General features: G+C 40.9%; 25 protein-coding genes. 16 read left to right on the forward strand and 9 right to left on the reverse strand.

Going from position 1 to position 25,907, the window contains the following annotated elements:
* Window positions 1-94 precede the first annotated feature (94 nt).
* The 3 genes from hutH (at window position 95) to IMPJCBKJ_RS15240 (ending at window position 4,320) form a co-directional block, all read left to right on the forward strand.
* On the forward strand, window positions 95-1,588 hold the full coding sequence (gene hutH / locus IMPJCBKJ_RS15230; RefSeq protein WP_166340888.1) for a histidine ammonia-lyase: 1,494 nt from the start codon (window positions 95-97) through the stop codon (window positions 1,586-1,588).
* Window positions 1,589-1,599: 11 nt separating this feature from the next.
* On the forward strand, window positions 1,600-3,600 hold the full coding sequence (locus tag IMPJCBKJ_RS15235; RefSeq protein WP_166340889.1) for a urocanate hydratase: 2,001 nt from the start codon (window positions 1,600-1,602) through the stop codon (window positions 3,598-3,600).
* 333 nt (window positions 3,601-3,933) lie between these two features.
* On the forward strand, window positions 3,934-4,320 hold the full coding sequence (locus IMPJCBKJ_RS15240) for a hypothetical protein (RefSeq protein ID WP_166340890.1): 387 nt from the start codon (window positions 3,934-3,936) through the stop codon (window positions 4,318-4,320).
* 223 nt (window positions 4,321-4,543) lie between these two features.
* Here the strand turns inward: IMPJCBKJ_RS15240 and IMPJCBKJ_RS15245 are convergent, their stop codons facing one another.
* A complete protein-coding gene (locus IMPJCBKJ_RS15245; protein ID WP_138599963.1) occupies window positions 4,544-4,975 on the reverse strand; it encodes a hypothetical protein in 432 nt (143 codons plus the stop codon).
* A gap of 181 nt (window positions 4,976-5,156) precedes the next feature.
* Between IMPJCBKJ_RS15245 and IMPJCBKJ_RS15250 the strand changes: the two genes are divergently transcribed.
* Window positions 5,157-5,612 (forward strand): hypothetical protein, encoded by a 456-nt coding sequence (locus tag IMPJCBKJ_RS15250; RefSeq protein ID WP_166340891.1) that lies wholly within the window; start codon window positions 5,157-5,159, stop codon window positions 5,610-5,612.
* A 58-nt stretch (window positions 5,613-5,670) separates the two neighbouring features.
* Window positions 5,671-6,144, forward strand: a complete 474-nt coding sequence (locus IMPJCBKJ_RS15255; RefSeq protein WP_166340892.1) for a mechanosensitive ion channel domain-containing protein — start codon at window positions 5,671-5,673, stop codon at window positions 6,142-6,144.
* Window positions 6,145-6,201: 57 nt separating this feature from the next.
* Here IMPJCBKJ_RS15255 and bfr (IMPJCBKJ_RS15260) read toward each other — a convergent pair whose 3' ends face one another.
* From bfr (IMPJCBKJ_RS15260) to IMPJCBKJ_RS15285, 6 genes are all read right to left on the reverse strand, one after another.
* Entirely contained in the window at window positions 6,202-6,666 is a 465-nt protein-coding gene (gene bfr / locus IMPJCBKJ_RS15260; protein WP_054552095.1) for a bacterioferritin, read from the reverse strand.
* Window positions 6,667-6,677: 11 nt separating this feature from the next.
* Window positions 6,678-7,151 (reverse strand): bacterioferritin, encoded by a 474-nt coding sequence (bfr, locus tag IMPJCBKJ_RS15265; protein WP_054552096.1) that lies wholly within the window; start codon window positions 7,149-7,151, stop codon window positions 6,678-6,680.
* A gap of 210 nt (window positions 7,152-7,361) precedes the next feature.
* On the reverse strand, window positions 7,362-9,497 hold the full coding sequence (locus tag IMPJCBKJ_RS15270) for a TonB-dependent receptor (protein ID WP_166340893.1): 2,136 nt from the start codon (window positions 9,495-9,497) through the stop codon (window positions 7,362-7,364).
* 354 nt (window positions 9,498-9,851) lie between these two features.
* Window positions 9,852-10,187 (reverse strand): DUF3703 domain-containing protein, encoded by a 336-nt coding sequence (locus IMPJCBKJ_RS15275; protein ID WP_166340894.1) that lies wholly within the window; start codon window positions 10,185-10,187, stop codon window positions 9,852-9,854.
* Between the two features lie 28 nt (window positions 10,188-10,215).
* On the reverse strand, window positions 10,216-11,286 hold the full coding sequence (locus IMPJCBKJ_RS15280) for a PepSY-associated TM helix domain-containing protein (RefSeq protein ID WP_166341042.1): 1,071 nt from the start codon (window positions 11,284-11,286) through the stop codon (window positions 10,216-10,218).
* Between the two features lie 64 nt (window positions 11,287-11,350).
* Complete coding sequence (locus tag IMPJCBKJ_RS15285) at window positions 11,351-12,214, reverse strand: cation diffusion facilitator family transporter (protein WP_138599960.1); 864 nt, start codon at window positions 12,212-12,214, stop codon at window positions 11,351-11,353.
* A 170-nt stretch (window positions 12,215-12,384) separates the two neighbouring features.
* Here IMPJCBKJ_RS15285 and IMPJCBKJ_RS15290 point away from each other — a divergent pair, with 170 nt between their 5' ends.
* The 10 genes from IMPJCBKJ_RS15290 to IMPJCBKJ_RS15335 all read left to right on the forward strand — a co-directional run bounded on the left by IMPJCBKJ_RS15290 (window position 12,385) and on the right by IMPJCBKJ_RS15335 (window position 22,387).
* On the forward strand, window positions 12,385-12,762 hold the full coding sequence (locus tag IMPJCBKJ_RS15290; protein ID WP_166340895.1) for a hypothetical protein: 378 nt from the start codon (window positions 12,385-12,387) through the stop codon (window positions 12,760-12,762).
* Between the two features lie 56 nt (window positions 12,763-12,818).
* Window positions 12,819-13,946, forward strand: coding sequence for an efflux RND transporter periplasmic adaptor subunit (locus IMPJCBKJ_RS15295; protein ID WP_166340896.1), 1,128 nt, complete (start codon window positions 12,819-12,821; stop codon window positions 13,944-13,946).
* A gap of 9 nt (window positions 13,947-13,955) precedes the next feature.
* Window positions 13,956-17,066: a CusA/CzcA family heavy metal efflux RND transporter gene (locus tag IMPJCBKJ_RS15300; RefSeq protein WP_166340897.1), complete on the forward strand. Its 3,111-nt coding sequence runs from the start codon at window positions 13,956-13,958 to the stop codon at window positions 17,064-17,066.
* A 125-nt stretch (window positions 17,067-17,191) separates the two neighbouring features.
* Window positions 17,192-17,677: a GNAT family N-acetyltransferase gene (locus IMPJCBKJ_RS15305; protein ID WP_054552102.1), complete on the forward strand. Its 486-nt coding sequence runs from the start codon at window positions 17,192-17,194 to the stop codon at window positions 17,675-17,677.
* A 122-nt stretch (window positions 17,678-17,799) separates the two neighbouring features.
* The gene (locus IMPJCBKJ_RS15310) at window positions 17,800-18,306 is read left to right on the forward strand and encodes a hypothetical protein (RefSeq protein ID WP_166340898.1); all 507 of its coding nucleotides are present in this window, start codon (window positions 17,800-17,802) and stop codon (window positions 18,304-18,306) included.
* A 15-nt stretch (window positions 18,307-18,321) separates the two neighbouring features.
* Window positions 18,322-18,933: a superoxide dismutase gene (locus IMPJCBKJ_RS15315; RefSeq protein ID WP_166340899.1), complete on the forward strand. Its 612-nt coding sequence runs from the start codon at window positions 18,322-18,324 to the stop codon at window positions 18,931-18,933.
* A gap of 87 nt (window positions 18,934-19,020) precedes the next feature.
* Complete coding sequence (locus IMPJCBKJ_RS15320) at window positions 19,021-20,370, forward strand: AlkA N-terminal domain-containing protein (RefSeq protein WP_166340900.1); 1,350 nt, start codon at window positions 19,021-19,023, stop codon at window positions 20,368-20,370.
* A gap of 2 nt (window positions 20,371-20,372) precedes the next feature.
* On the forward strand, window positions 20,373-20,840 hold the full coding sequence (locus IMPJCBKJ_RS15325; protein ID WP_166341044.1) for a methylated-DNA--[protein]-cysteine S-methyltransferase: 468 nt from the start codon (window positions 20,373-20,375) through the stop codon (window positions 20,838-20,840).
* A 159-nt stretch (window positions 20,841-20,999) separates the two neighbouring features.
* Window positions 21,000-21,737 (forward strand): hypothetical protein, encoded by a 738-nt coding sequence (locus IMPJCBKJ_RS15330; protein ID WP_166340901.1) that lies wholly within the window; start codon window positions 21,000-21,002, stop codon window positions 21,735-21,737.
* A 65-nt stretch (window positions 21,738-21,802) separates the two neighbouring features.
* Window positions 21,803-22,387, forward strand: a complete 585-nt coding sequence (locus tag IMPJCBKJ_RS15335; RefSeq protein WP_054552107.1) for a thymidine kinase — start codon at window positions 21,803-21,805, stop codon at window positions 22,385-22,387.
* Here IMPJCBKJ_RS15335 and ltaE read toward each other — a convergent pair.
* Together ltaE and rlmF are read right to left on the reverse strand one after the other, a co-directional pair.
* Complete coding sequence (gene ltaE / locus IMPJCBKJ_RS15340) at window positions 22,370-23,377, reverse strand: low-specificity L-threonine aldolase (protein WP_166340902.1); 1,008 nt, start codon at window positions 23,375-23,377, stop codon at window positions 22,370-22,372. The two genes, IMPJCBKJ_RS15335 and ltaE, sit on opposite strands and share 18 nt — an antisense overlap.
* A 10-nt stretch (window positions 23,378-23,387) precedes the next feature.
* On the reverse strand, window positions 23,388-24,293 hold the full coding sequence (gene rlmF, locus IMPJCBKJ_RS15345; protein ID WP_166340903.1) for a 23S rRNA (adenine(1618)-N(6))-methyltransferase RlmF: 906 nt from the start codon (window positions 24,291-24,293) through the stop codon (window positions 23,388-23,390).
* Window positions 24,294-24,523: 230 nt separating this feature from the next.
* Here rlmF and IMPJCBKJ_RS15350 point away from each other — a divergent pair, with 230 nt between their 5' ends.
* A complete protein-coding gene (locus IMPJCBKJ_RS15350; protein WP_054552110.1) occupies window positions 24,524-25,723 on the forward strand; it encodes a DUF642 domain-containing protein in 1,200 nt (399 codons plus the stop codon).
* Window positions 25,724-25,907: the final 184 nt, after the last annotated feature.

The following is a 25,907-nucleotide window of genomic DNA, read 5'->3' on the forward strand; positions in this document are numbered from 1 at the left end:
GGAATGAATAACGATAATTATGCATTTGTAAAACAACTAGAGCAAGCTAGACTCCATCTAAATAAAACTTAATCCTGTTCTTTAGGAGTTATAAATGACATTTAAGTATGGTGTTGACCAATTAACGTTAGACAGCGTTAATGCTATTGCAGCCGGTACGTTACAGGCAGAGCTTTGCCAAGAAGCAATTGATAAAATTAATAAAAGCCGCCAAAACGTAGACAAAATGGCTGCCTCAGATAAAGCCATTTATGGTATCAATACGGGCTTTGGCCCATTATGTGATACACAAATTTCTCCAGAAGAAACTAACCTTTTACAAAAGAACTTATTGATCACACACGCTGTTGGTGTGGGTGAGCCAATCGCTAAACCTATTTCAAAGCTGATGCTAATCACTAAAGTACATGCATTAAGCCAAGGTTTTTCAGGTATTCGTTTAACCGTTGTTGAGCGTATGCTTAAGTTTATTGAACTTGATATTATCCCTGTTGTACCAGAGCAAGGCTCAGTAGGCGCATCAGGCGATTTAGCACCGTTATCACACTTATTCTTACCTCTTTTAGGTGAAGGTGAGTTTTGGGTAAACGACACAATCAAGCCAGCAGCAGACGTATTAAAAGAGCATGGTTTAGCGCCTTTAGATTTACATGCTAAAGAAGGCCTAGCATTAATTAACGGTACTCAGTTTATTTTATCGCATGCCATTACTGCGCTTACTAAAATGCGTTACTTATTAGACCTTGCAGATATCGCAGGTGCTATGAGCATTGAAGGTATGCAAGGTAGCGAATCACCGTTCCGTGAAGAGTTACACGCAATTCGTGCTTTTAAAGGTAATGTTGAAGTTGCAGCACGTATGCGTAGCTTTTTTGCAGGCTCTGAAAACATGGCTTCACACACTGATTGTGACCGTGTTCAAGACCCTTACTCATTACGTTGTATTCCACAAGTTCATGGTGCATCGCGTAACGCGTACTACCATTTAAAAGAGCTTGCTGAAACAGAAATGAACTCTGTAACAGATAACCCAATTGTGATCAGCGAAGAAGAAGCCATTTCGGGTGGTGGTTTCCACGGTCAACCACTTGCTATGGTATTAGATTACGCATCAATTGCAGCGGCAGAGCTTGGTAACATTGCTGATCGTCGTTGTTACTTACTGCTTGAGGGCTTACACGGCTTACCACGTTTGTTAACGACATCGGGTGGCTTAAACTCTGGCATGATGATCCCGCAATATGTGACTGCGGCATTGGTAACAGAAAATAAATCATTGTGTTTCCCACCATCAGCAGACAGCGTACCAACATCAATGGGGCAAGAAGATCACGTATCTATGGGTAGTATCTCTGGTCGTAAGTTAAACCAGATTTTAGGTAACCTTGATAAAATCTTTGCTATTGAGCTGATGTATGCAGCGCAAGCAATCGAATTTAGACGTCCTAACAAGTGTTCAGACATCATTGAAGAAAACTTTGCGCTAATTCGCAGCAAAGTTGCCAAACTAGAAGAAGATCGCTTACTTAAGCCAGACATTGATGCCATGGTAGAACTTGTTAAATCGCAAGCGTTTAAAGTTAACTAAGGGAGCAAATAATGACTTTTCAAGAACAAATTAAGCAAGGTATCCCAAGCGTATTACCAGAGCCAAAACCGTATCCAAGTGATGCAAACCGTGCTCCAAAACGTAAAGACATTTTATCGGCTGACGAAAAGCAATTAGCGATTCGTAACGCATTGCGTTATTTCCCTAAAGAATGGCACAAAGAATTAGCCGCTGAATTTGCCGCTGAGCTTAAGCAATTTGGCCGTATTTACATGTATCGCTTTAAGCCTAACTATGAGCTTAAAGCGCGCTCAATTAGCGATTACCCGGCTAAATGCGAACAAGCTGCCGCGATCATGTTAATGATCGACAATAACCTTGATCCTGCAGTAGCACAGCATCCTGAAGAGCTAATCACTTACGGTGGTAACGGTGCGGTATTCCAAAACTGGGCGCAGTACTTATTAACCATGAAGTACTTAAGCGAAATGGAAGAAGACCAAACGCTACACATGTACTCGGGTCACCCTATGGGGTTATTTCCATCATCAGTTGAAGCACCGCGCGTGGTTGTAACGAACGGTATGATGATCCCGAACTATTCGAAGCCGGATGACTGGGAAAAATTCAATGCACTGGGTGTAACTCAATACGGTCAAATGACTGCGGGTTCATTTATGTACATTGGCCCACAAGGTATTGTTCACGGTACAACCATTACGGTAATGAATGCGTTCCGTAAAGTGCTCGAAAAAGGCGAATCACCAAAAGGTAAGATCTTCTTAACTGCAGGTTTAGGCGGTATGAGTGGTGCGCAGCCTAAAGCGGGTAACATTGCTAACTGTATTACCGTGTGTGCCGAGGTTAACCCTAAGGCGGCTATTAAGCGTCATCAACAAGGCTGGGTTGATGACCTAATTGATAACATGCCAGAGCTTGTTGAGCGTGTACGTACGGCTCAGCAAAATGAAGAAGTGGTTTCAATTGCCTTTATCGGTAACGTGGTTGATGTATGGGAAAGCTTCTTAGCTGAAGATATTTTCATTCACTTAGGTTCAGACCAAACTTCACTTCATAACCCTTGGTCAGGCGGTTACTACCCGATTGATATCAGCTATGAAGAGTCAAATCGTTTAATTCGTGAAGAGCCAGAAGTATTTAAAGAAAAAGTACAAGCGACGCTTAAGCGCCATGCCGATGCTGTTAACAAGCACACGGCAAAAGGAACTTACTTCTTTGATTACGGTAATGCGTTCTTGCTAGAAGCATCACGCGCTGGTGGCGATGTAATGGCTGAAAATGGGATTGATTTCAAATACCCATCGTACGTACAAGATATTCTTGGCCCAATGTGTTTTGACTACGGCTTTGGCCCGTTCCGATGGGTATGTACGTCAGGTAAACCTGAAGATCTTGATAAAACAGATGCGATTGCAGCAGACGTTTTAAATAAAATCATGGCGGACTCGCCAGAAGAGATCCAACAGCAAATGCAAGACAACATCACGTGGATCAAAGATGCGAAGCAGAACAAACTTGTTGTTGGTTCGCAAGCTCGTATTTTATATGCAGACGCACAAGGCCGCGCTGAAATCGCTAAAGCGTTTAATGATGCCATTAATCGTGGCGAAATTGGTCCGGTTGTTCTTGGGCGTGACCACCATGATGTAAGTGGTACTGATTCACCTTTCCGTGAAACATCAAACATTTATGATGGTAGCCGCTTCACAGCAGATATGGCGATTCACAATGTAATTGGTGATGGTTTCCGCGGTGCTACTTGGGTATCTATCCACAACGGTGGCGGTGTTGGCTGGGGCGAAGTGATCAACGGCGGTTTTGGTATGCTACTCGATGGTAGTGAAGCTGCCGAGCGTCGTTTGAAATCTATGCTCTTATTTGATGTAAACAACGGTATTGCTCGTCGTAGTTGGGCGCGTAACGAAGAAGCTAATTTTGCGATTAAACGTGAAATGGCTCGTACCCCTAAACTTAAAGTGACCTTGTCTAATAACGTTGATGATGATGTTTTATCAAACTTAGACTTCTAAGTTGTGTCAATGCAAAAAGGCCATGTTGTAAGCGCAACATGGCCTTTTTTATTGCCAAAAAATATTAAATAGCGCATCGTTTGGGAGGCGTTTTTACGCCGAACATTAAAGGTTCACGGCTGAAGCCGTTTATACGTGAAAATTTCCACGGTTTTTGTCGCCATAAATGACGACCTACATGGGCACTCGTAGGCGTGAAACGTGTTTCGCGCGATCTTATGTAAGTCGTGCTTTAGCGCGTTAAAAGATAATTTAGCGAGGTAAGAGAGTAAAGTTTGACCAATTAATCAAGTTTGATTAATCTGTAAAACACATTTTAAAAGGAGGTTTAATATGTTTAAAGTTTTAACCTTGGCTGCTTTAGTCTCGTTAGCTGTACCTACAAACGCAAATGAAATTACAGCCGAGTTTCTTAAAAAAGAGCTAGAACTTGCTCATTCTCAGTACATTAAAGGTTCGAGCGATAGTGCGCTCTATGCGTTAAATGCACTTGCAAGAATTCTTGAGCTTGATAGCGCTAAAACGCTGCAAACAGAGTTAGGCCCTAATAATCTTGCTTTTACTTATCTTCGCATTGGACTCATTTATGAGCATGAAGGTGATCAGCATCAAGCCAACAACTATTTTGCCAAAGCGATGAATGCTCAACAAGGCGAAAAACTTCAGCTTGCAGAGCTCAAAGCTCATGTAACTAAATTAGACAAATCAGTGCAAAGTTAGCGAGATACGAGAGTAAAGTTAGCGAGTTACAAGTTTGTAGGAGGCGTTTTAACGCCGAACAAGTAGCAGCGAATTTATATCGCGTCCTAGAGCCTAAATCCTAGTGCCTAATGTTTTATAACTTAGGCGTGAAACTTGTTTCGCGCGTTTGTATTTAAAAAGTAGCAGTATAAAGCTGCTGCTACTTAAGGTGCATGGTCTCAAAGATCATTGACTCGCAACTTTAATCATCTTTCTTAGCTTTTTTCGCGAGAATTTCGACTTCGGCTTTTTCGGTTACACCTGCCATACTCAGGGCTGTGCTGCCTACTGATTCATATTCAAGTTTGATTTTATCGAGTTTGGCGTCGTTTTTGTCAGGTAAACTTAAGCTACGTGATGACATTCCTTTGGTTAAAACACCAAGGTTATCAAACACCTTTTCTTCACCGGTATTCATAATAACTTTAATTTTCTTAAGATTCACTGTGCCATGAGTACATTTAATTTTAATATGGCTGTAACGACTGCTAGTGATTGGGTTAACAGTATCGGTTTCGCTTTTGTAGCTTACCTTTTTCTCGGCAATCGATTTCCATTCGTCATCACTCGCCAGGCTTTGCATGCTTGTTAAAGCAAGAAATGTCGTTAAGGTAATTAGTTTGATTAATTTCATAAGATTCCCTCCAAAGATGTCACTTTAAAATTTATAGCATATAAACAGCTTCGTTTCCTATGAGAAGTTAAATCACAGAACTAATTTCATGTTTTAGTCGTATTAAGTAGTAGGTAATTAATTCACCAACCATTATCAGCATGCTATGCTAGTTAAGTGTCTATAAGTTTATGGATTTTCAATGAGATATTACTTTTGTTTAGTGTTTTTTTTGTTTTCAACATCGTCTTATGCAAGTGCTTTGCTTGATGTAAAGCCAAGCAATAAAACGCAGTTTTTGGCTTTGATAAAAGATAAACAAGGCAATTATAAAGTAAAAGAGGGTAGCGATGCGGTTTGCCAAAACGCATCATTTGCATTGATAAAAGAACCTACGCAAGGCTTTAGGTTAGGAACGTTAATCGACTTTAGTGACTTACATAACGGAACCCAGGTGAAGAAGATCCCTAACTACTGTGTTGTCAGTTCGAAGTTAAAATACTTTGTAAATGGCATTGTTAGAACTAAGCGCTATTTTCGCTGTGATAATGAAGGCGACAACGGTTCAACAACAGAAGATCTGCGTTTTAAAGATAATGCCGATATTACTTACACACGAAGCAAACCTGACGTGTCTTGTGTGTTTGAAAAGCAATAATAGTTTGCCTCATACAATTTTAAGCTTATGATGGCTTTATTTTTTAACTGATAATTCTATGACTAGCCAATTTATTCAAGCATTTTTAGTGCTTGCTGCTTTTTATATAGCAAGCCTTATTATTGACCGCGCTATTAAACAGTTTCAACGTCGCTTTGATTCAACCGCTCTTGAAACTTTTCGGCTTATTTCTAACTCGCAGCGCGCTATTTTATTATTCATTGGTATTGTGCTGGCGTTATCGAAACTGGGTTTTGACGTAGCCGCGTTAGTTGCCGGTTTAGGCCTAACAGGCTTTGCTTTGGGTTTTGCGTTGAAAGATGCTATTTCAAACCTAGTAGCAGGTGTCATGATTGTGCTTTATAAACCCATTAAGCTTGGTAATTACATTGAAGTGAGTAATTCAAAGGGCACAGTGATTGACCTTAATTTGCGCTATATCACAATTAAAGGCGAGGGAGCGGTGCATTTAATTCCTAATTCTTTAATTTTAAGTAATAAAGTGTCAATCATTGATCGCGAGGACGGTTAATCACAAATTTTAGCCATAAAAAAAGCAGCCTAGGCTGCTTTTTTAAGTTTTAGCAAATTACATTTGAGATTGCAGGTAATTCTCAAGCCCTGCGGTTTTGATTAACTGCTGCTGTGTTTCAAGCCAATCAATCTGTTCTTCTTGCTCATTTAAGATGTTATCTAGCGCTTCACGGCTGATGTAATCTTTTTTCTCTTCAGCAAGTTTAATTGCCGCTTTCAGATCAGGTAATGAATCAAGTTCAAAGCTCATATTCGCTTCGATCATTTCTTCAGAGTTTTCACCTATACGTAGGCGGCCTAAATCTTGTAAATTTGGTAAACCTTCTAAAAACAAAATACGCTCAATTAAACGGTCGGCGTTTTTCATTTTTTGAATAGATACTTTGTAATCAGCTTTGTCTAATTTTGAAAAACCAAAATCTTTAAACATACGAGCGTGTAAAAAGTATTGGTTAATACCTACTAATTCATTCGCTAATACTTTATTAAGTGCAGCAATGACGCTTTTATCACCTTTCATACAATTAGCCTCTATTCGCCCATTTGAGATTGATGGTAGTTTTGGCTACCAATTTTGTCGATTAGACCAAGCTGTTGTTCTAACCAGTAAACATGATCTTCTTCTGTATCAAACAATAGCTTTTCAAGGACTTCGCGTGATTGATAGTCTTTTTCTTGTTCACAGATAGCAATGGCTTCTTTAACACAGTCAACCACTTCTAGTTCAAGTGTTAAATCATTTTGCATCATGCTCTTTACGTCTGAGCCAATTAATAGGTCACGACGCTTAGTCATGTTTGGTACGCCTTCTAAGAACAGAATACGTTTGATCAACCAATCAGCGTGATCTTTTTCTTCTTCCATTTCGTGGTTAAGGCGCTCATACAGCTTATTTAGGCCCCAATCGTCATACATACGAGAATGAATAAAGTATTGATCTATAGCAGCTAATTCGTTTGCGAGTAGTTTGTTAAAACTATCGATGACTTTTTGGTTACCTTTCATAATGCTGTCCTCAAATTCCAAGTTGCGGTAATTGTAGTATATAAAAACAAGATTGCAAACTTTTTCCTTTGTAAATCAGTTGTTTACTATTGATTGTGATTCTCGTTTAAGTTTGCGTTAATGGTTGATAAATGAACAGTTTATCGTTTCTATTTTTAAATGAAAAAAGCCCTTACTAAGAAGGGCTTGTTGTTCTAAACAAAGTTTAATTTAGAAACTATAGGTTGCACCAAGTGTCACAGTGGTACCTAAACCTTTAATGTTATAGCCACCGTAGGTGTATGACTGGGCACGGGCAGGGTAGTAATCATTGTTAAATAGGTTTTCTACCCCCATAAACGCTTGCCAGTTATCGCTAAAGTTATAACGGCCGCTTAGGTTAAATAGGTTGTAGCTGCTAATTGGCCCTTGGTCGCCAACATAGTCGCCGTCTGCATTTGGTTCAAAGCGTTTGCGTGAACCCACATATAAATAACTCACCGTCAGTGATAATTCATCATTAGGCTGCCAGTTTAAGTTAGCAGTGCCTTTTGGTGGGCTTATTTGGCGCGAACCTAAGTAAATGTCGTCTTCGGTGTTTTTACCTTCAACATAGCTGTAAGTTGCAACCAGTTTTAGAGTTGGATTAATTTTATAATCAACTAATGTTTCGTAACCCCAAATCTCTTGCGGTGCACGTACCGGCTCATACACACCGGTTACTTCATTAAAGCTGTTTGTGGTGCCAAACTCTGATGTACTGCGATAGGCTGCAAATTCAAAACGTAAGTCATCAAACTGTGAGGTAAAACCAATTTCATAGTTATCGATGATTGATGCTTCTGTTTGAATTAAGCCAATATCATTTACTGTTGCTGCACGTAATAGGCGGCCAATATCTGAGATATCAGAGCCTTGTGAATAATTGGCAAACGGGCTGAAGGCCTCAAGTAAATTGTATTTCACACCTACATTATAAGTGGTTGCATCATAATCTATGGTGTCACCCTTTACACTAAGCGGCACTGAGCACTGTGTTTCTGAGCGGCAAAGCTTTAAGGTTTCATAGTCATCAACGGTTAAATCAATGCTCTCTTGGCGCACACCCGCTTTAATAACTAAATCATTATTGATAACCCATTTTGTTTGTAAAAAGCCAGCAAGGCTTTCCATATCCATTTCTGGTACCCAAACACGGCCATCTACAAGTGGCTGAGACGTCACATCATTCAGTGCATCTAGGCCATAAATGAAGGTAGCTTCAACATTGTCAAAATCTACAAGGGTATTAAAGGTAGCGCGCGCCCCTTTCTTTTCAGAGCGAATAATTGATTGGCCGCCTTCGTAGCCTTCGTCTGGGTTAGCTAGGTTGGTAGAAAAGAAAAACACGTTCTCGATGTCTTGCATGTAAAGATCGAGCGTCATTTGGGTATTAGTAAACAGGGCATAGTCTGTGTATTTTAAGGTAATGTTTTCGTTACCATCTGGGCCTTGTGGTTTACCTTTCTTTTGCAGCTCTTTAGGTACATGAATGGCATAGGTTTTTTCGCCATCGTTTAGGTTACCAACTACGTCACCTAAATCGGTTTTTTGTTGAGAGCTAAAGTAGTTATAGCTAAATTGCAGTTGCTTCTCATCGTCAAAATCATAACCTAGTTTGGTGAAGTAGTTTTCGGTTACTGCATCAGATAAACCATACTGTAAGCCAAGAATATCGCCTTCTGCGTCACGTTGAACACCATTTTCTTCGTAACTTGCGGTGAATAAATAGCTAATTTTATCAGCACGACCATTAATTGCCGCGGAGACACGGGCACCAGCGCTTTCTTCTAGTTTTACTGCACTAAAGCGTGAAGATAGGCTAATTTCACCTTCAGGCTGACCATCACTTGTAGCCTGCTTTGTGATGTAGTTAATAATACCGCCCGATGCACCATTACCATAAACAGAGGTAGCCCCTTTGATCACTTCAATACGTGCAATGGCACTTGGGTCGAGTGTTTTGACCCCTAACGAACCGTTTCTGAGTGGTGTAGATTGTGGCACACCATCAATCATCACAAGTGGTGCACGGCCACGTAAACTCTGACCTGTATTACTCGAACTACCTGTATCAGGTGCAAGACCAGGTACCATTTGCGCAAGTAAGCTTTGTAGTTCTGGATTAACTTTTAAATGCTCTTCAATTTGCTTTTGGCTAATAATCGTGACAGAAGCGGGTACTTCATCAATGCTTTCAAATACACGGCTGCCCGATACAACAACGTGTTCCATTTCTTCTGCGGTAAGTTTTTTATTGATGGCATTATCAGCAAATGATTGGCCGCTAATTGCAAGAGCGACCAGAGTAAGTGAGGTTTTTAACATGCTTGTCCTTGTTAAATCAGTATTTATTATGTGATTGTGCGGCAGTCTAAATGTAAAGAAGTGTAAAGGCAAGGCTAATGATAATTGTTTGCAATAATTAGCTGTATTGTTTTGTACCTACTTTTTTAAATTAGCTATTTAGCAAATAGCTATTAGGTTTAGCAGGACTGTAGCTGTGTTTTTATACTAATCCGCTTAATTAAGTAGTCTATTTTGAGGCAATAAAACCTCGTTGATAACAAGGCAAAAATTTCGTTATTTAGTTGTTCTAAATGAGAAATTTTTAACGCAGTTAGCGACAGGTTTAATCCCTCAAAATGATTAAGTATTATTGCGGGTTGGTATTAGCTGGCGCTAGCTTAAAAAGCGTTTTAAGTCGTCAGGTATAGGCATTGGTTTGAAAGGGCTAACATTAGTGCCGCCAGTGTTACCGAGTGGTACCCAAATACGCGAAAATACAATTGAAGCAGCCATACGAACAAACTGACCAATTATTTCCTTGGTATTATGGGTTTTAAAACCAATTTTACACATCCACCAATGTGAGTAAGTGTGCGGAATAATATAGCTTTGACCGAGAATATGAGCCCGCTCTAAGTGATAAAAAGCGGTTGTGTAATCTGCTTTCTTATAACTCGTTTTAGCCAATATCATTTCGGTGTTAAAGGCATTTTTGAGCTCATTATTCATGGCGAATGGTATGTTTAGTAATGGTTGTTTATTTGTAATGCCGTTTGTACCAAAAGTAAACACCTGAAATCGTGAAAAACAACGGTGATAAAGCAAATAGTAACCACAGTAATTGCACGATAGAGCCTGCAAAATCACCAATATGAAACTTATATTTAAAGTTCCATGTTTGCGTGGTCCATGAGCTTTGGCTGGCATCATAGCTTGCAACAATATCTGCTGAATATGGGTTCGCCCATACCCAACTATAGGCATGGCTTTCACCCGGGTTCTCTATTCTAAAACCTATGTTATCAGTTGGTTTTTTCGGTAAATAAATTCTAAATAACTTACCCTCAGGAAATACAGTTTGTGCGTTTTCAAACGCTTTTTGCACTTGTAAAGGCGTGTCCGCTAAAGGGGGAATAACGGCTGGCGGTTTAGGTCTCTCTTCAACAGTGCCTTGCATCACAAATTCTAATACGGCTTTGGTTTGTGGCTTCCAGTTAAACGCCATACCTGTGTAAGCAATTAAAATGAGTGGAATTAAAAAATACACACCCAGAACGGTATGTAGCTGATACATTAACACTCTGAATTTTGCTTTACGCTTAATAGCCAAACGTTTAATACGATTTTTTGGCTTAACCCAAATATAAAAGCCAAGCAGAATCTCAAAAATGAGTATTAGAGCACATACCGAAACCCAATTTCTTAGCGGGCGGTTCTTATCGGCATCTTCATAAAGCAACCAGCGGTGCAAAGCCATGGTAAAACCATAAATCGTGCTGTAGTAATCGTACTCATGTAGAACTTGACCATTGTATGGGTTAACACTGACATAGCGGTTATTAGCTAACTGTAATTGCCAGGCAAGATCACTGCGTTGCTCAGGCATTAACAGGGTAACCGGTTGTTTAGTTGAAGCTGAAACATGTTTTATGAGGCTATCAAAATCAAGTGCTGAAGCCGCTGGTGTTACAGTCCATTTATCGCTTTGAGTAAGGTATTGAATGTCTTTTGCGTAAATAAGCAACGCACCGGTCAAACTTAAACAAATCAAAAATAAACCGCTTACTAAGGCAAGCAATAAATGCGTACGACGTAACCACAACTTCAACAAGGTTTGTTCCTTCAGTTTGCTGTTAAAACAAAACTGAATAGTAAATGATAACGCGTAACATTTACACTAAAACTTGTTCAATGGTGCAGCTTTCAATTGCAAAGTTATCATGCAAAAAGTGACGTATTTCATCGTTATTGATGTTGTGCTTGGCACTAAACTTTAGCTCGCAATGAACGTGATGATCGTCTATTTGCCACGTTTTGAGATAATCAATATCAGTAATTGCAAATTGGGTTTTGAGCTCAGTAATAGCTGCTGCTAAAGCAAAATTATCAGGGGCTGCCTGCATCAATATTTTACTGCTCGCTATTAACAGCAAAACACCATGGTAAATGACATACAAAGAAATCAGCATAGTGGCAATTAAATCAACAATATACCATTGATAAAGAATGATTAAGGTACCCGCTATGATCACCACCACTGAAGCTAATGCATCAGACACATTATGTATAAACGCAGCACGAATATTCATGCTGTCTTTAGCACCTGCTTTGTAAGTTAAAAGAGCGGTGACAAGATCAACAACTAGCGCAAAACCCGCAACCCAAATGATGATCCAACCATCAATGGGCTCAGGGTTTAAATAGTTGGAGATAGCTTCAATAATTAGGTAACCACCAATCACAATTAAACTTAAACTATTAAATAAGGTTGCTAAAATTTCAGCGCGTTTATAACCGTATTGATAACGATCATTGGCAGGTTTGGCACCAATTTTTCGGGCAATTAGGGCAATGAATAACGACGAGGCATCACTTAAATTATGCAGTGCATCAGCAATTAACGATAAACTGCCAGAAACAAGGCCGCCAATCACCTGAGCGACAGTTAATAACACATTGATTGCAACTGCCAGCATGAGTTGGCGGGTGCTTTGGTTATTTGTATCGTGATGATGGTGGTGGTGTCCGTGTCCCATAAAAATACCGAGTTATTGATTTGCTTTATTTTTATACCATGCGTGCCGTGGTATTGAAATGTTTGTAATGCATTGTTCGTGTACAGATTATAATTTACTGTTCAAATGCCGGTGGATTTGTTAATTTAGCGCCGTTGTACCAATTTTTAGTTCTAATTTTTAGGCTCAATGTGAAAGCTGCATTTATTATTTTGATTAGCGTATTATTGCTCCAGCCACTGCTGGATAGCTTTGATGTGGCCGATCATAATGCTGCGTTTAATCACACCTCGGTACTGTTATCAGAAGAAATTGACCTTGAAGCCCATTGCGCAGCCAATGGCGATCACCAGTTACATCAATCAGAGCATGCCGAGCTTAGCAAACAGTTGTCTGACTCAGCCGAGAAAGGCCATTGTCATGTTTGTCACAGCCCTGCGTTTGTTGATTCGCTGCAATTGTCTGAACCTACTGATGTTTATTTCGCTAAAATTGAATCACGTGATTTCAACTTCAAATCGGCTGACTTAGCACCGCTACATCGCCCACCTATTTTAGCTCTTACTTAATCCAAAACCTTTTTTAGATTTTTTGGGCTTAGCCCATTTTAAGTAAGAGACACTCTATGTATTTAAGAAATTTTATGCGTTACGCATTGCTGTGCGTATGCTATATGACAGTGACAAATATTTATGCGACAGAGCAAGCGCATAACCACCAAGAAAATGAGCAAGCTGAGCATGCTAATGAAGTCAGTTTAACTGAGCAGCAACAGCAACTCGCTAATATCAAAGTAGAACGCCTTGTACTGAAAAAACACAAGCAAACCTTGTATGCACCGGGCGAAATTAAAGCCAATGGCTATGCCAGTTATGTGGTGTCACCGCGTGTTGATTCTATCGTTGTAAAACGCCATGCCTTATTAGGGCAGCATGTAAATAAAGGAGACTCTTTAGTCACTTTATTTAGTGGCGAAGTGGCTAGCCAGCAAACAGAATTTAGATTAGCAGAAGCCGAGTGGCAACGCGTTACTAAAATGACCGCAGGCACAGTCAGCGAAAAACAAATCTTAACTGCCAAAGCCGAGTATGAAGTGGCTTATAGCCGGTTAGTTGCCTTTGGTTTATCAAAACAAGCTATTGCACAAACACTCACCATAAGCCCAGAAAAACTCGGTGAATACACCTTGTTTGCACAAACATCGGGAGCTGTTTTAACCGATAACTTTGCCCAAGGTCAGCGAGTTGATTCGGGGATTGAGCTAATGCTAATAGCCGATGAATCTGCGCTTTGGGTTGCTGCTCAGCTTTCAGCTAATCAAGACCGTACTATCAGTAATGGCTCTACGGCGCTGTTAGAAGTTAACGGCAATCGCTATCAAGCAAGGGTTATTCAAGAAGCACATACCATTGATGAACAAACACGTTCACGAACCGTTAGGCTCGAGGTAAAAAACACCCAGCATAGTTTGCACCCAGGCATGTTTGCGGATGTGTATTTTCATTTTGAAACAGACCAAGAGGTACTTGCCGTACCTGAAAACGCATTAACACGCAGTGCAGATGGTGACTGGCAATTGTTTGTCGTTGATGACGATGGTGGCTTTGCTGCCCAAGAAGTAACCCTTGGCAGACGTTTTGGTGATTATCGCGAAGTGTTAGGTATCAAAGCCGGGCTTGAAGTTGTCACCCAAGGTGCTTTTTTTATTGCATCACAGCTAGCTAAAGGCGGATTTGATCCGCATAACCACTAGAGGTGATACATGTTTAATTTATTAATAGAGGCGGTGATAAAGAACCGTTTACTGGTTGTATTGGCCTTGCTTGCAGCGATTGCAGTGAGTGCATTTATGATCCCAAAACTTAATTTAGACGCCTTTCCTGATGTGACGAATGTGCAAGTTGCAGTGAATACCGAAGCGCCAGGGCTTGCGGCTGAAGAAGTTGAGCAGCTGATCACATACCCGATAGAAGCGGTTATGTATGCGCTGCCCGATGTAGAGCAGGTGCGTTCTATTTCTAAAACAGGGTTATCGGGCGTCACTGTGGTGTTTAAAGAAGGCGTCGATATTTACTTTGCTAGGCAACTAGTTTTTGAACGTTTGCAGTCTGCTAAAGAGTTGATCCCAGCTGGGGTGGGTATGCCAACCATGGGCCCTAATACATCAGGACTTGGACAAGTCTATCAGTATTTACTTGAAGCAAAGCCAGGTGCCAAAATAGATAGCATGGCACTGCGTAGTTTAAATGATTGGGTGGTTAAATTACTTATATTACCTATTGATGGTGTGACCGATATTCTGTCATTTGGCGGTGAGGTAAAGCAGTATCAAGTGAACATAAACCCCAATAAGCTCCTTGCTTATGACTTAACACAGCAAGATGTTAGTAACGCACTAGATGCTAACAACAGTAATGTGGGTGGCTGGTATATGAACCGTGGTCAAGAGCAGCTTGTTATTCGTGGTACAGGTTGGTTTACCCCAGGCGAAAAAGGGCTTGCTGAGATTGCACAAACACCTATCAAAACCATTGATGGGACGGTTGTTCAAGTGGCTGATGTTGCGAATGTTGAGCTTGGTAGTGAAATTCGCCAAGGCGCTGTCACCTTATCTAAACGCAATGAACAAGGCGAAATAGTCAATCGTGGTGAAGTGGTGACTGGTATCGTGCTCAAGCGAATGGGCGCTAATACCAAGCAAACGATTGATGGCATTAACGCGCGTGTCGAGATGATAAATCAAGCACTGCCAAAAGGGGTTGAATTTAAAGCCATTTACGACCAAGCAGAGCTTATAAGCCAAGCGGTACAAACGGTTATTGACGCACTGCTTTTAGCTTTTGTATTTATTATCATTGTATTAGCGCTATTTTTGTTGGATTTAAGGGCAACATTTTTGGTGTTGTTGTCGATCCCTATCTCGATAGGCTTAGCACTGAGTGTAATGGCATGGCTTGGCTTGTCGGCAAACTTAATGTCGTTAGGTGGGATTGCTGTTGCAATCGGTATGCTGGTAGATGGCTCTGTTGTGATGGTTGAGAATGTATTTAGGCACTTAGGGCTTAAACATAATCAACATAAGCCTTCTTCGCAGCTGGTGGCTATTGCTGCAAAAGAAGTCGCACGGCCTATCTTTTTTGCCTCTTTGATCATACTAACGGTATTTTTACCGCTGTTTAGCTTTGAAGGCGTTGAGGCGAAGTTATTTCAGCCAATGGCTGTAAGTATTATGCTTGCGATTATTAGCGCTGTGATCGTTGCCTTGGTTGTGGTACCAGCTCTGTGCGTGTACTTATTTGCCAAGGGCGTGACAGTAAAGCAAAGTATTCTGTTAAAACCTATCGATATGCTTTATCAACGGGCTTTACAAAAAGCATTGCAGGCTAAACGTAGCGTTTTAGCGATAGCAGGGTTATTACTGATTGTAGCGGCCATTATGCTTCCAAGGTTGGGTACTGAATTTGTGCCAGAGCTTGAAGAAGGCACTATTAACCTTCGTGTGACACTTGCTCCATCTGCAAGTCTCGATACGGCAATCTTAGTTGCACCAAAGCTTGAAGCCATGCTGCTTGAATTTAGTGAGGTGGAATATGCGCTGAGCCGGATCGGTCGGGCTGAAGTGGGGGGAGATCCTGAACCGGTTAATAACATTGAAATCTATTTAGGCTTAAAACCTCATGAGCAATGGGTAAACGCGAAAACGCGGGTCGAATTACAGCAACTAATGGAAGCCAAGCTTGAGCAGTTCCCAGGGCTTTTGTTTAACTTTTCGCAGCCCATAGCAACCCGAGTCGATGAGCTTTTATCCGGTGTTAAAGCGCAATTGGCCATTAAATTATTCGGCAGTGACCTAGGCGTTTTAACTGAAAAAGGGCAACAAATTGAGCAGCTAGTTCAGCAAATACCTGGTGCTAAAGATGTTGCTATGGAGCAAATAGGCGGTGAAGCACAGCTGATAGTTAAACCTAACCGTTTAGCATTATCGCGCTTTGGTTTATCGGTGGCTGATTTGATGGGTGTGGTTCAGCACGGTATTGGCGGGCAATCTGCAGGGCAAATCATCAATGCCAATGAGCGCTATGATATTTATGTGCGTATAGCAAAAAGCTTTCGGCAAAACCCGAATGTGATTGCTGATCTTCGACTGCAAACCCCCACGGGTGCCATTGTAAGGGTGGGTGATGTAGCCGATGTACAAATAGAGTCTGGCGCTCCACAAGTTCGTCGCGATGATGTTCAAAGGCGGGTGGTTATTCAAACGAATGTGCAGGGGCGAGATATGGGCTCTGTAGTTGCCGATATACGCGCTGCCATAGCCGATAAAATACAGCTACCAAGTGGTTACAGTGTAGCCATTGGTGGGCAGTTCGAAAACCAGCAACGGGCACAGCAGCGGCTGATGATAGTAGTGCCAGTAGCCTTATTACTCATTGCGTTATTGCTGTATTTTGCTTTTAGTAACCTATCGCAAGTGGTGCTTATTCTTGTCAATGTTCCTTTGGCTGTGATTGGGGGAGTGATTGCATTGTATGTCTCTGGGCAATACTTATCTGTACCCAGCTCAGTAGGGTTTATTACACTATTTGGTGTTGCGGTATTGAATGGTGTGGTGATGGTCGAAAGCATTAATCAAAGGATTAGTGCGGGAGATAGCAAAGACAAAGCAGTATTTGAAGGCGCAGTTTCACGGCTAAGACCCGTACTCATGACTGCGCTTACTTCAATGCTTGGGCTAATTCCAATGCTCCTTAGCACAGGCATAGGGGCTGAAATACAAAAGCCCCTTGCCACGGTTATTGTTGGCGGCTTGGTTAGTGCTACCTTCTTAACTTTATTTGTACTTCCGGTTCTTTATAAGTCGATGAGTAAATAAAGCATATGGGGCTAACTTTTAGTAGCCCCTTTTTAATGCCGTGTATTTCTGTAAAGGGCGTTTACACCATGCTAAAGCCCTTATAAACTGGGCGTTACAATAATGATGTAAAAAAGGAATACAGAGTGAGTAACGCAATTACAATTCGTCCGGCAGTCGCAAGTGATGCTGCAACAATCCTACATTTTATTACCGAACTTGCTATCTACGAAAAAGAACCTGACGCAGTTAAAACAGACGAGCAAGCTATTTTAAAAACGTTATTCAGTGAAGGTGCTACAGCTCACAGTGTTATTTGTTTAGAGGGCGACACACCAATTGGTTTTGCTGTGTATTTTTATAATTACTCAACCTGGCTTGGTAAAAATGGTTTGTATTTAGAAGATCTTTACGTCAGTGCAGATAGCCGTGGTAAAGGTGCTGGTAAGCAAATTATGCAATATCTAGCTAAGCAAGCACTCGAAAAAGACTGTGGTCGTTTTGAGTGGGTGGTACTTGATTGGAATAAACCAGCCATTGATTTTTACGACAGCATTGGTGCTAAACCGCAAAACGAATGGATTATTTACCGCCTAACAGGCCAAGAGCTTATCGACTTTGCGCATCAATAAGTAATGTTGTTATAGCTTAAAATTAACAAATAACAATATAAATAAAAATCATTTGCATTTGATCTTTTCTGTGTGTAGTTTAAATACACATAGAATGATTGGTATAAGTGCAGGTGATTTTTATGACTCAAACAACAGGCCACACACCGTTAACTTCGAACGCCATTGATGATGCGCTGGCCCCTTGGCAAAGTGCAATTTATCAAGGCAACTTAGCATTTGAATCTGGTGAGCTCATTACTGCGCGTGATCATTACACGGTTGCCAGCAGCTGCGCTGAAACACTACTCGCACAGTTTTCTAGTATCCCAATCAACCAGTCGGTAACACGCTCGTTAGAGCATTGTATTGCAGCATTTGTTGTTGCCACTTTGAATCTTGCCGACACCTTTAAGGTAATGCAAAAACCAGATAAAGCCTGCACCTGGCTATGCCATGCTCATCAACGATTAAGCGCGCTGTTAAATCACCCAGAGCAGCAGGTTCGCATCTTGGTGCTGCACCATCATCACAAAACCTATTATGAGCTGGTTAAGTTTGCGAGCATGGCATCGGCATTTCCGACACTCATTAACCGAATCAACCAGCTATTAGCTGACCATCCCCATAAAACGCAGTTATTACATTAACGATAAGGAATCAGTATGCCTTTTACATTACCCGATTTAGCTTATGACTATGATGCACTTGAACCGCACATTGATGCGAAAACCATGGAAATACATCACACTTTGCATCATCAAACCTATATCAATAAAGCGAATGCTGCACTAGAGGGCAGCCATTACTCTGAGCAAGATGCTGAAACATTACTACGCACTATTTCATCAATGCCTGAGTCTTTACAAAAAGCAGTACAAGAGCATGTGGGTGGCCATCATAATCACTCATTATTTTGGCAAGTTATGTCACCTAATGGCGGTGGTACGCCAAGTGGTGAATTAAATACAGCAATTGTTGATACGTTTGGTAGCTTTGACGCATTTAAAGAGCAATTTACTAATGCAGCGGTAAGCCGCTTTGGCAGTGGCTGGGCGTGGTTATGTGTTGATGAAAATAACCAGTTGGTCGTTGAAAGTAGCCTCAATCAAGATAGCCCACTAATGAATAATCAAACGCCTATTTTAGGGCTTGATGTGTGGGAGCATGCATATTACTTGAAGTATCAAAATCGTCGTCCTGAATATATTGCGGCATTTTACGAAGTGATCAATTGGCCGGAAGTTGAGCGCCGATATTTAGCCGCAATTAAATAGCTGTTTAATTAGTTAAGGTCCGAAACTGGCTAGTCAAAAAATAATATTCAGTTAAGCTAACGGTATTAGCGTGTAACGAGAATAATTATGACTAGCCAACAATGGCAAACAGCAAGGCAAAGCCGCGACCCACGCTTTGATGGGGTGTTTTTTGTGGCGGTAAAAAGTACTGGCATTTATTGCAGACCCATTTGCCCCGCACCAACAGCACAAGAAAAGAACGTTGAATATTACCAATACGCGCACTTGGCTGCGCAGGATGGTTTTCGACCCTGTATTCGCTGTCGCCCAGATAGTGCACCGAATAGCCCAGCTTGGCTAGGTACTAAAACCACCGCATTACGCGCAAAACAACTGATTGATAAAGGTGAGGCCTACGATTGTGAGGTTTTAGCAGACAGGCTAGGGGTGTCGAGCCGTTATTTACGCCGTTTGTTTAACCAACACTTTGGACTCTCGATCACCCAATATCGATTATTTAACCAATGCAATTTTGCCAAGCAGTTATTACAAGAAACAGATTTATCGGTGGCAGATATCGCATTTGCTTCTGGCTTTAATAGTATTCGTCGTTTTAATGATGCTTTTTTGAAGCAGTTAAATATCGCTCCTTCAAAGTTACGCAAGTCAGATAAAAAACCAAGCGCCACGCTAACCTTAACACTGGCATTTAGGCCGCCTTATAACTGGCAAGCACTGCATGACTTTTTGCAGCGCCGTTTAATTAGTGGCCTAGAATGGCTGAGTGCAACGAGCTATGGTCGTACTTTTAAAGACAAATATTGCCAAGGGCAATTCACTGCGCATTTTGTTGAGCATAAAAACCATTTTAAAGTGGCGATTGATATAGATAACACCCGTTATTTACAGCAAGTGATCCATAACATTCGTCGTGTGCTTGATTTAGACGCCGACACGCACACTATTGAACAGCATTTAGATGCAGAGCTTAAAGGCGCAATGCCGCTTTGTGTTGGGTTGCGTTTGCCGGGAATTTGGTCAGACTATGAAGCGGGCATACGTGCGGTTCTTGGTCAGCAAGTGAGTGTTACTGCGGCTCACAATCTCGTAACTCAGCTTGTGAATGAATTTAATCAGCAAAGTACTAACCACTATTTTCCAAGCCCTGATTGGGTTGCCAATTCTGAACTCGACTTTTTTAAAATGCCACAATCACGCAAAGATGCACTACGGCGTTTAAGTGCTTATTGTCAGCAAAACCCAGAGAATCAAGAGCTTGATAATTGGCTTGAGCTCAAAGGCATTGGTCCGTGGACAGTTAATTACGCCAAGCTACGCGGTCAAAGCCACCCCGACATTTTACTAGCGGGCGACTTAGGGGTTAAAAAAGCCCTCGCTGGAATAAGCGAATTTAACAGTGAGCACTGTGCACCATTTCGTTCATATTTAACTTTTCAACTATGGCAACAATTATGAGTATGCAACAAGTTATAATGCCAAGCCCCATTGGCGATATTACCATTCAAAGTACAGCAAAAGGTGTCAGTTACGTTGGCTTCTACCCAGTGGTTACGATGCAAACAGAGGCTGTTGATGAGCACACCCTTACACCTATTTTAATATGTATAAGTGAGCTTAATGAGTACTTTAATGGTGAGCGTAGGCGTTTTGCTGTTCCACTCGATACCCAAGGTACCCACTTTCAAAGGCAAGTATGGCATGCACTGATGGATGTTGAATTTGGACAAACTAAAAGTTACCAAGAGATAGCACTTGCCATTAATAACCCAAAAGCGGTGCGTGCAGTGGGCGCTGCAAATGGTAAAAACCCGATTAGCATTATTGTACCGTGCCATCGGATTATTGGCGCAAACGGTAAACTCACAGGCTATGCGGGTGGCCTTGAAAGAAAAGAGTGGTTACTGAAACACGAAGGAATTTTGTAAAAAGTTAAATTGCCTTCTACACTATTTAAAGCTTAACTAAATTAGTAACTTATTATGACAGTGATGTTGTTTTTTACTAGAGTATTTTTGTGTACAGGGTTGTTTTTTACTTTTACTTGTTATGCGAAAGAGGCGTCTCCCTTACTAATTAAAATTTGTGTGGCGGATCATAATAAAGCGCCGATGTTTATCGATGCTAAAAACGAAATCCCCATTATTAATAGCCAAGCACAAATTAATACTCTAAATGAATTAGATCTCGCAATAGATGAAGTTCAATTTCAATACCAACAAATGCCTTGGCAAGAATGTATATCATCAATAAAGCACGGCACTGTTGATGCATTTATTTCTGGTTTTAACGCGCTTAAAAGTGACTATGCTGTTTTCCCTGTTAATAAACAGGGCAAACCTCTCGATAAATATTCATTCGCATCTTTGAGCCAATGTTTAATCGGTAAACGACGTTTTCATTCAAAGTGGAATTCACGTGAGGTATTTCAATCAAAAGCATTCTCGTTAGCTGTTGCTAATGGCCATTTTGTTGGTGATGCTGCAAGTGAAGATGCGTTTTTTATTGAGCACACATTTACGCTACAAACTGCGATTGAACGAGTTGCTCAGGGAAATGCTGATGCAGCACTTGTGATTTGTGAGATTTCTAAGAATAAAGTCGATCTTAGTCAGTACTACCAATTTAAACTTGCTCCACTGTTCCCACCGATCAATACCTCAATAGCATATTTGGCTTTTTCAAATGAGTTTTTCTATAAGCATAAACTAGATGCAAACCTAGTTTGGGAGCAGCTCGCTAGTAAAAAATTGGCAGGGGTTTATGCAAGAATGTTGCAAAATATGAGCTCAGAACAAAACACTCATTATGGGACAAAAGAATAAGGTAAAGGATGATGTTGTCGTTCGATTAGGGTAGCATATTACGACTTTAAAATTTGGGCAACATCATGGCACAGCTGTACTTTTATTATTCTGCAATGAATGCAGGCAAATCTACCACACTTTTACAATCTGCATTTAACTACCGCGAACGTGGTATGGAACCGGTTATTTTAACAGCGGCTATTGATGATAGAGCAGGTGTTGGCAAGGTGTCTTCACGTATTGGTTTACAGGCTGATGCGCATATTTTTGATGCAGAGAAAGATGTATTTGAACTGATCAAATCTTTAAATGCAGAGCAAAAGCGCCATTGTATTTTAGTTGATGAATGCCAGTTCTTATCAAAAGACCAAGTAATGCAATTAACGGATGTGGTTGATGAGCTTGGTATTCCAGTGCTGTGTTATGGCTTACGTAACGATTTTAGAGGTGAGTTATTTAGTGGCTCACAATACTTACTTGCATGGGCTGACAAACTAATTGAGTTGAAAACAGTATGTCATTGTGGTCGTAAAGCTAATCATGTACTGCGTACCGATGAGCATGGCAATGCGATTGCAGACGGTAATCAGGTAGAAATTGGCGGCAACGACCGGTATGTATCAGTGTGCCGAAAACATTATAAAGAAGCGTTAAATCTCGGCCGCTAATGCTGAGATAAAGCTATCAATATCTTGCTTAGTGACGCCTAAATGGGTCACTAATCGCAGTGGTTTTCCTGGCGAAAATAACATATTTTGTTCTTTTAGCGCATGTGCCACTGCTTTTAAGTCGATATGTTCGGCAACGTTTGCGTAAACAATGTTGGTATCGATTTGAAAAGGTGATGTATCAAAAGCAGCTAACGTGTTTAATTGCTCTGCTAAATACGCCGCGTTATCGTGATCTTCAGCAAGTCTTGTTACGTGATGCTCAAGTGCATACTGACCAGCGGCTGCCAGCATACCCGCTTGGCGCATACCACCACCAAGTACTTTACGCCAGCGGCGCGCTTTATCGATCAGTACTTTGCTACCTAGTAATAGGGAGCCAACCGGCGCACCGAGTCCTTTTGATAAGCAAATAGATACAGAATCAAAATACTGGGTGATCTCAGTAATATCAACACCTAACTTAACCGCCGCGTTATACACGCGGGCACCGTCTAAGTGCAGAGCAAGGTTATGTTTATCAACACACTCTCTGGCTTGTTTAAGATAACTTAGCGGGAGAACTTTGCCACCAATGGTGTTTTCTAAGCTAAGTAGTTTGGTTTTAGCAAAGTGAAAGTCATCAGCTTTAATTGCAGCCACAACTTTGTTTAAATCTATGCTGCCATCGGCATTATTTTCAATTGGTTGCGGCTGAATAGAACCTAATACAGCGGCACCGCCACCCTCAAATTTGTAGTTATGCGCTTGTTGACCACAAATGTATTCGTCGCCACGTTCACAATGTGCCATCAATGCTAGTAAGTTTGCTTGCGTGCCTGAGCTACAATAAAGGGCGCTTTCGAAGCCATGACGCTCAACAGCAAATTGTTCAAGCTGATTAACGCTTGGGTCGTCACCATAAACGTCGTCGCCTACTGGGGCGTCATTCATGACCGCGCGCATGGCTGCTGTTGGTTTTGTAACTGTGTCTGAACGAAAGTCGATCATCTTATTATCCTTATACTAGTTCGTTAAGAATGGCTTCGCGGTCGGCTTGGTCAAAATAGCTCCAAGCAATAAAACGACTATTTTTTTGGCCTTGTGCCATTTTTATAACTTTTACTTCTTTCACATCAAGTGTGCTGAGTAACTTTTTTATATGCGGTAAAGTGTCAAACTTTGAAACAAGTGATGTAAACCAAATACATTGCTCTGCAAACTCTTGGCTCTCAATACACATTTTACTGATAAATTCTCGTTCACCGCCTTCACACCAAAGCTCGTTTTGACGGCCACCAAAATTAAGCGCTTTTTGTGGCGCTTTGTTTAAGTTTTTCCATTTACGTTCAGTACCTGCATTTGCCTGTTGCTCGCTGGCATGAAACGGTGGGTTGCATAAAGTTAGGTGAAAGACATCTTTATTCGATATTACGCCCGTATACATTTTATTAGCGTTACTTTGCTGCTTAACATTTATTTTGAGGCGGTTAAATTGCACAATTTGCTTAGCAATTTTAACAGACAATACATCAATATCTGAGCCTGTGAAGTGCCAGCCATATTCGTGGTTACCCGTAAGCGGGTAAATCACATTTGCACCCGTGCCTACATCAAGCACTTTTACTTGCTTACCCGTAGGAATATGACCTTGGTTATCGCTTGCTAATAAATCGGCCAAGTGATGAATGTAATCCACTCTGCCAGGAACTGGCGGGCAAAGGTAGTTGTCGGGTAAATCCCAAAAATCGATTTTATAATGGCTTTTTAATAACGCTTGGTTGAGGGTTTTAACCGCTAACGGATTGGTGAAATCAATGCTATCAGTGCCCGCTGGCGTTTGCGTTATATAAGGTGTTAGGGCAGGAGTATCTTTGCATAGCAAAGTAAAGTCGTAGCCATTTAAGTGGCGATTTCGCGGATGCATTAAGGAAAACCTATCTGTTAGCCATATCAAAGGCTGATTGTACCAAATAAATTTTAAATTTTGGCATCATTTGTGCTCTCTCTTATGTACAGTCCATTTCAAAGCGCTCAATTGAAGAGAAAAGTTAGTTTTTTATCAATTAACTTTTTCTACTCATAAGTTGTTTAATGATTGAGGTGGTTTGTTTTTTCACAATGCAGTGAATACAACTAATCTTGGGGAATTATTATATGAAGTTATCTATTTTAGCAATGTCTTCGCTTTTTGCTTCGCAAATTGCAATTGCTGACAATTTAATTGCAAACGGCTCATTTGAACTGGATGTCGTAAACTCAACATGGACATTGTTAGATGAAGTTAACGGATGGCAAAGTGAAGGTGCAAGATTTGAAATTCAAACATCGCGTCTAGGTCTTATTACTGCTCAGCAAGGTAATCAATATGTCGAGCTAGACTCTACTTCTAATTACAGTATCTTTCAAACAGTCGCAACTGAGGCTGGAAAAACTTATGAAGTTTCATTTTACTACTCGCCTCGTATTAACGGTAACAATGATACAAATAAAGTCGATGTGAAGTGGAATGGAACAACAGTACTAAACGTAAATGCGACGCAAAGAGGCTGGCAATCATTTACATTATCTGTAGAAGCAGATTCAAACTCTTCAGAAATTCGTTTTAGCGGCGCAGGTGCGAGTGATAGTCTAGGCGGTTTTATTGATAACGTTGTTGTCACTCAAAAGCAGGCTTGTCATTCTGGTATATTTGGTATTAACAATTTTGGTTCTTCTGAAACGGGTTATGTTTATAAATTTGACCTAGAGACAAATACTTACAGTGTTGTCGCAGGAGCGCAAAATACGGCCTCAAACATTGCAAGTTATGATGGCAAACTTTATTTCATGGAACAACTTGATTCGGGCACGAAAGCGTCAAAACTTTGGTCGTTAGATTTAGAAACGGGCGCTCAAGTTGCTGAGGCTGATGCTACATCTTGGCCAATTTATCGTTCAGCAGTCACGGCAGACGGACAATCTTTACGTGCGACAAGTAAAACCTATATGTATGACTACAACTTGCAAACTGGAGAAAAAACAGTACTAGGCAAGATGCGCTATTCAGGAGATTCTTTCTCACATGGTGATGTAGCATATTCTGCTGATAATAATGTACTTTACGTATTAACAGGTCAATCACTCTATACCATTGATGATGGTTCGATGGAGTTAACCTTAATTGGTGAACACGGCATTAATTGGGCTTCAGGATTAGCGATTGCTGATGATGGAACATTGTATGTTTCAGGAAGAAAAGCAGGCGAAAATGCTAAGATTTACAGTGTTAATCCTCAAACGGCTGACTCTAGTTACGTTATGGATGCACCAGAGCACATTAATGATTTAACTTTCGTAGATAACTACTGCGAATAGGCGGTGTTTATAAAAATAGCCAGTGGTTCTGGCTATTTTTATTTAGTCTATTAAACATGGTAAGCAAAATTATTTGATAACTGATAGGTTGCTTTGCTTAAAGTATGGGCTACTTGAGGTTAAGAGCGAAAGAACGGGTATATTGGCCATGATACAAGCAACTAAAATTAGTGTTTAAAAATTT

This window comes from Pseudoalteromonas sp. MB47 (assembly GCF_011319765.1).
GTDB lineage: Bacteria > Pseudomonadota > Gammaproteobacteria > Enterobacterales > Alteromonadaceae > Pseudoalteromonas > Pseudoalteromonas simplex.

Bases quoted from the DNA above. Each gene is read 5' to 3' on its own strand.
- IMPJCBKJ_RS15310 (WP_166340898.1), top strand. From the start codon at position 17,800: ATGACTCAAACAACAGGCCACACACCGTTAACTTCGAACGCCATTGAT.
- IMPJCBKJ_RS15320 (WP_166340900.1), top strand. From the start codon at position 19,021: ATGACTAGCCAACAATGGCAAACAGCAAGGCAAAGCCGCGACCCACGC.
- IMPJCBKJ_RS15285 (WP_138599960.1), bottom strand. From the start codon at position 12,214: ATGGGACACGGACACCACCACCATCATCACGATACAAATAACCAAAGC.
- IMPJCBKJ_RS15275 (WP_166340894.1), bottom strand. From the start codon at position 10,187: ATGAATAATGAGCTCAAAAATGCCTTTAACACCGAAATGATATTGGCT.
- IMPJCBKJ_RS15235 (WP_166340889.1), top strand. From the start codon at position 1,600: ATGACTTTTCAAGAACAAATTAAGCAAGGTATCCCAAGCGTATTACCA.
- IMPJCBKJ_RS15250 (WP_166340891.1), top strand. From the start codon at position 5,157: ATGAGATATTACTTTTGTTTAGTGTTTTTTTTGTTTTCAACATCGTCT.
- IMPJCBKJ_RS15335 (WP_054552107.1), top strand. From the start codon at position 21,803: ATGGCACAGCTGTACTTTTATTATTCTGCAATGAATGCAGGCAAATCT.
- IMPJCBKJ_RS15315 (WP_166340899.1), top strand. From the start codon at position 18,322: ATGCCTTTTACATTACCCGATTTAGCTTATGACTATGATGCACTTGAA.
- IMPJCBKJ_RS15325 (WP_166341044.1), top strand. From the start codon at position 20,373: ATGCAACAAGTTATAATGCCAAGCCCCATTGGCGATATTACCATTCAA.
- ltaE (WP_166340902.1), bottom strand. From the start codon at position 23,377: ATGATCGACTTTCGTTCAGACACAGTTACAAAACCAACAGCAGCCATG.
- IMPJCBKJ_RS15245 (WP_138599963.1), bottom strand. From the start codon at position 4,975: ATGAAATTAATCAAACTAATTACCTTAACGACATTTCTTGCTTTAACA.
- rlmF (WP_166340903.1), bottom strand. From the start codon at position 24,293: ATGCATCCGCGAAATCGCCACTTAAATGGCTACGACTTTACTTTGCTA.
- IMPJCBKJ_RS15300 (WP_166340897.1), top strand. From the start codon at position 13,956: ATGTTTAATTTATTAATAGAGGCGGTGATAAAGAACCGTTTACTGGTT.
- hutH (WP_166340888.1), top strand. From the start codon at position 95: ATGACATTTAAGTATGGTGTTGACCAATTAACGTTAGACAGCGTTAAT.
- IMPJCBKJ_RS15295 (WP_166340896.1), top strand. From the start codon at position 12,819: ATGTATTTAAGAAATTTTATGCGTTACGCATTGCTGTGCGTATGCTAT.
- bfr (WP_054552096.1), bottom strand. From the start codon at position 7,151: ATGAAAGGTAACCAAAAAGTCATCGATAGTTTTAACAAACTACTCGCA.
- bfr (WP_054552095.1), bottom strand. From the start codon at position 6,666: ATGAAAGGTGATAAAAGCGTCATTGCTGCACTTAATAAAGTATTAGCG.
- IMPJCBKJ_RS15240 (WP_166340890.1), top strand. From the start codon at position 3,934: ATGTTTAAAGTTTTAACCTTGGCTGCTTTAGTCTCGTTAGCTGTACCT.
- IMPJCBKJ_RS15270 (WP_166340893.1), bottom strand. From the start codon at position 9,497: ATGTTAAAAACCTCACTTACTCTGGTCGCTCTTGCAATTAGCGGCCAA.
- IMPJCBKJ_RS15255 (WP_166340892.1), top strand. From the start codon at position 5,671: ATGACTAGCCAATTTATTCAAGCATTTTTAGTGCTTGCTGCTTTTTAT.
- IMPJCBKJ_RS15350 (WP_054552110.1), top strand. From the start codon at position 24,524: ATGAAGTTATCTATTTTAGCAATGTCTTCGCTTTTTGCTTCGCAAATT.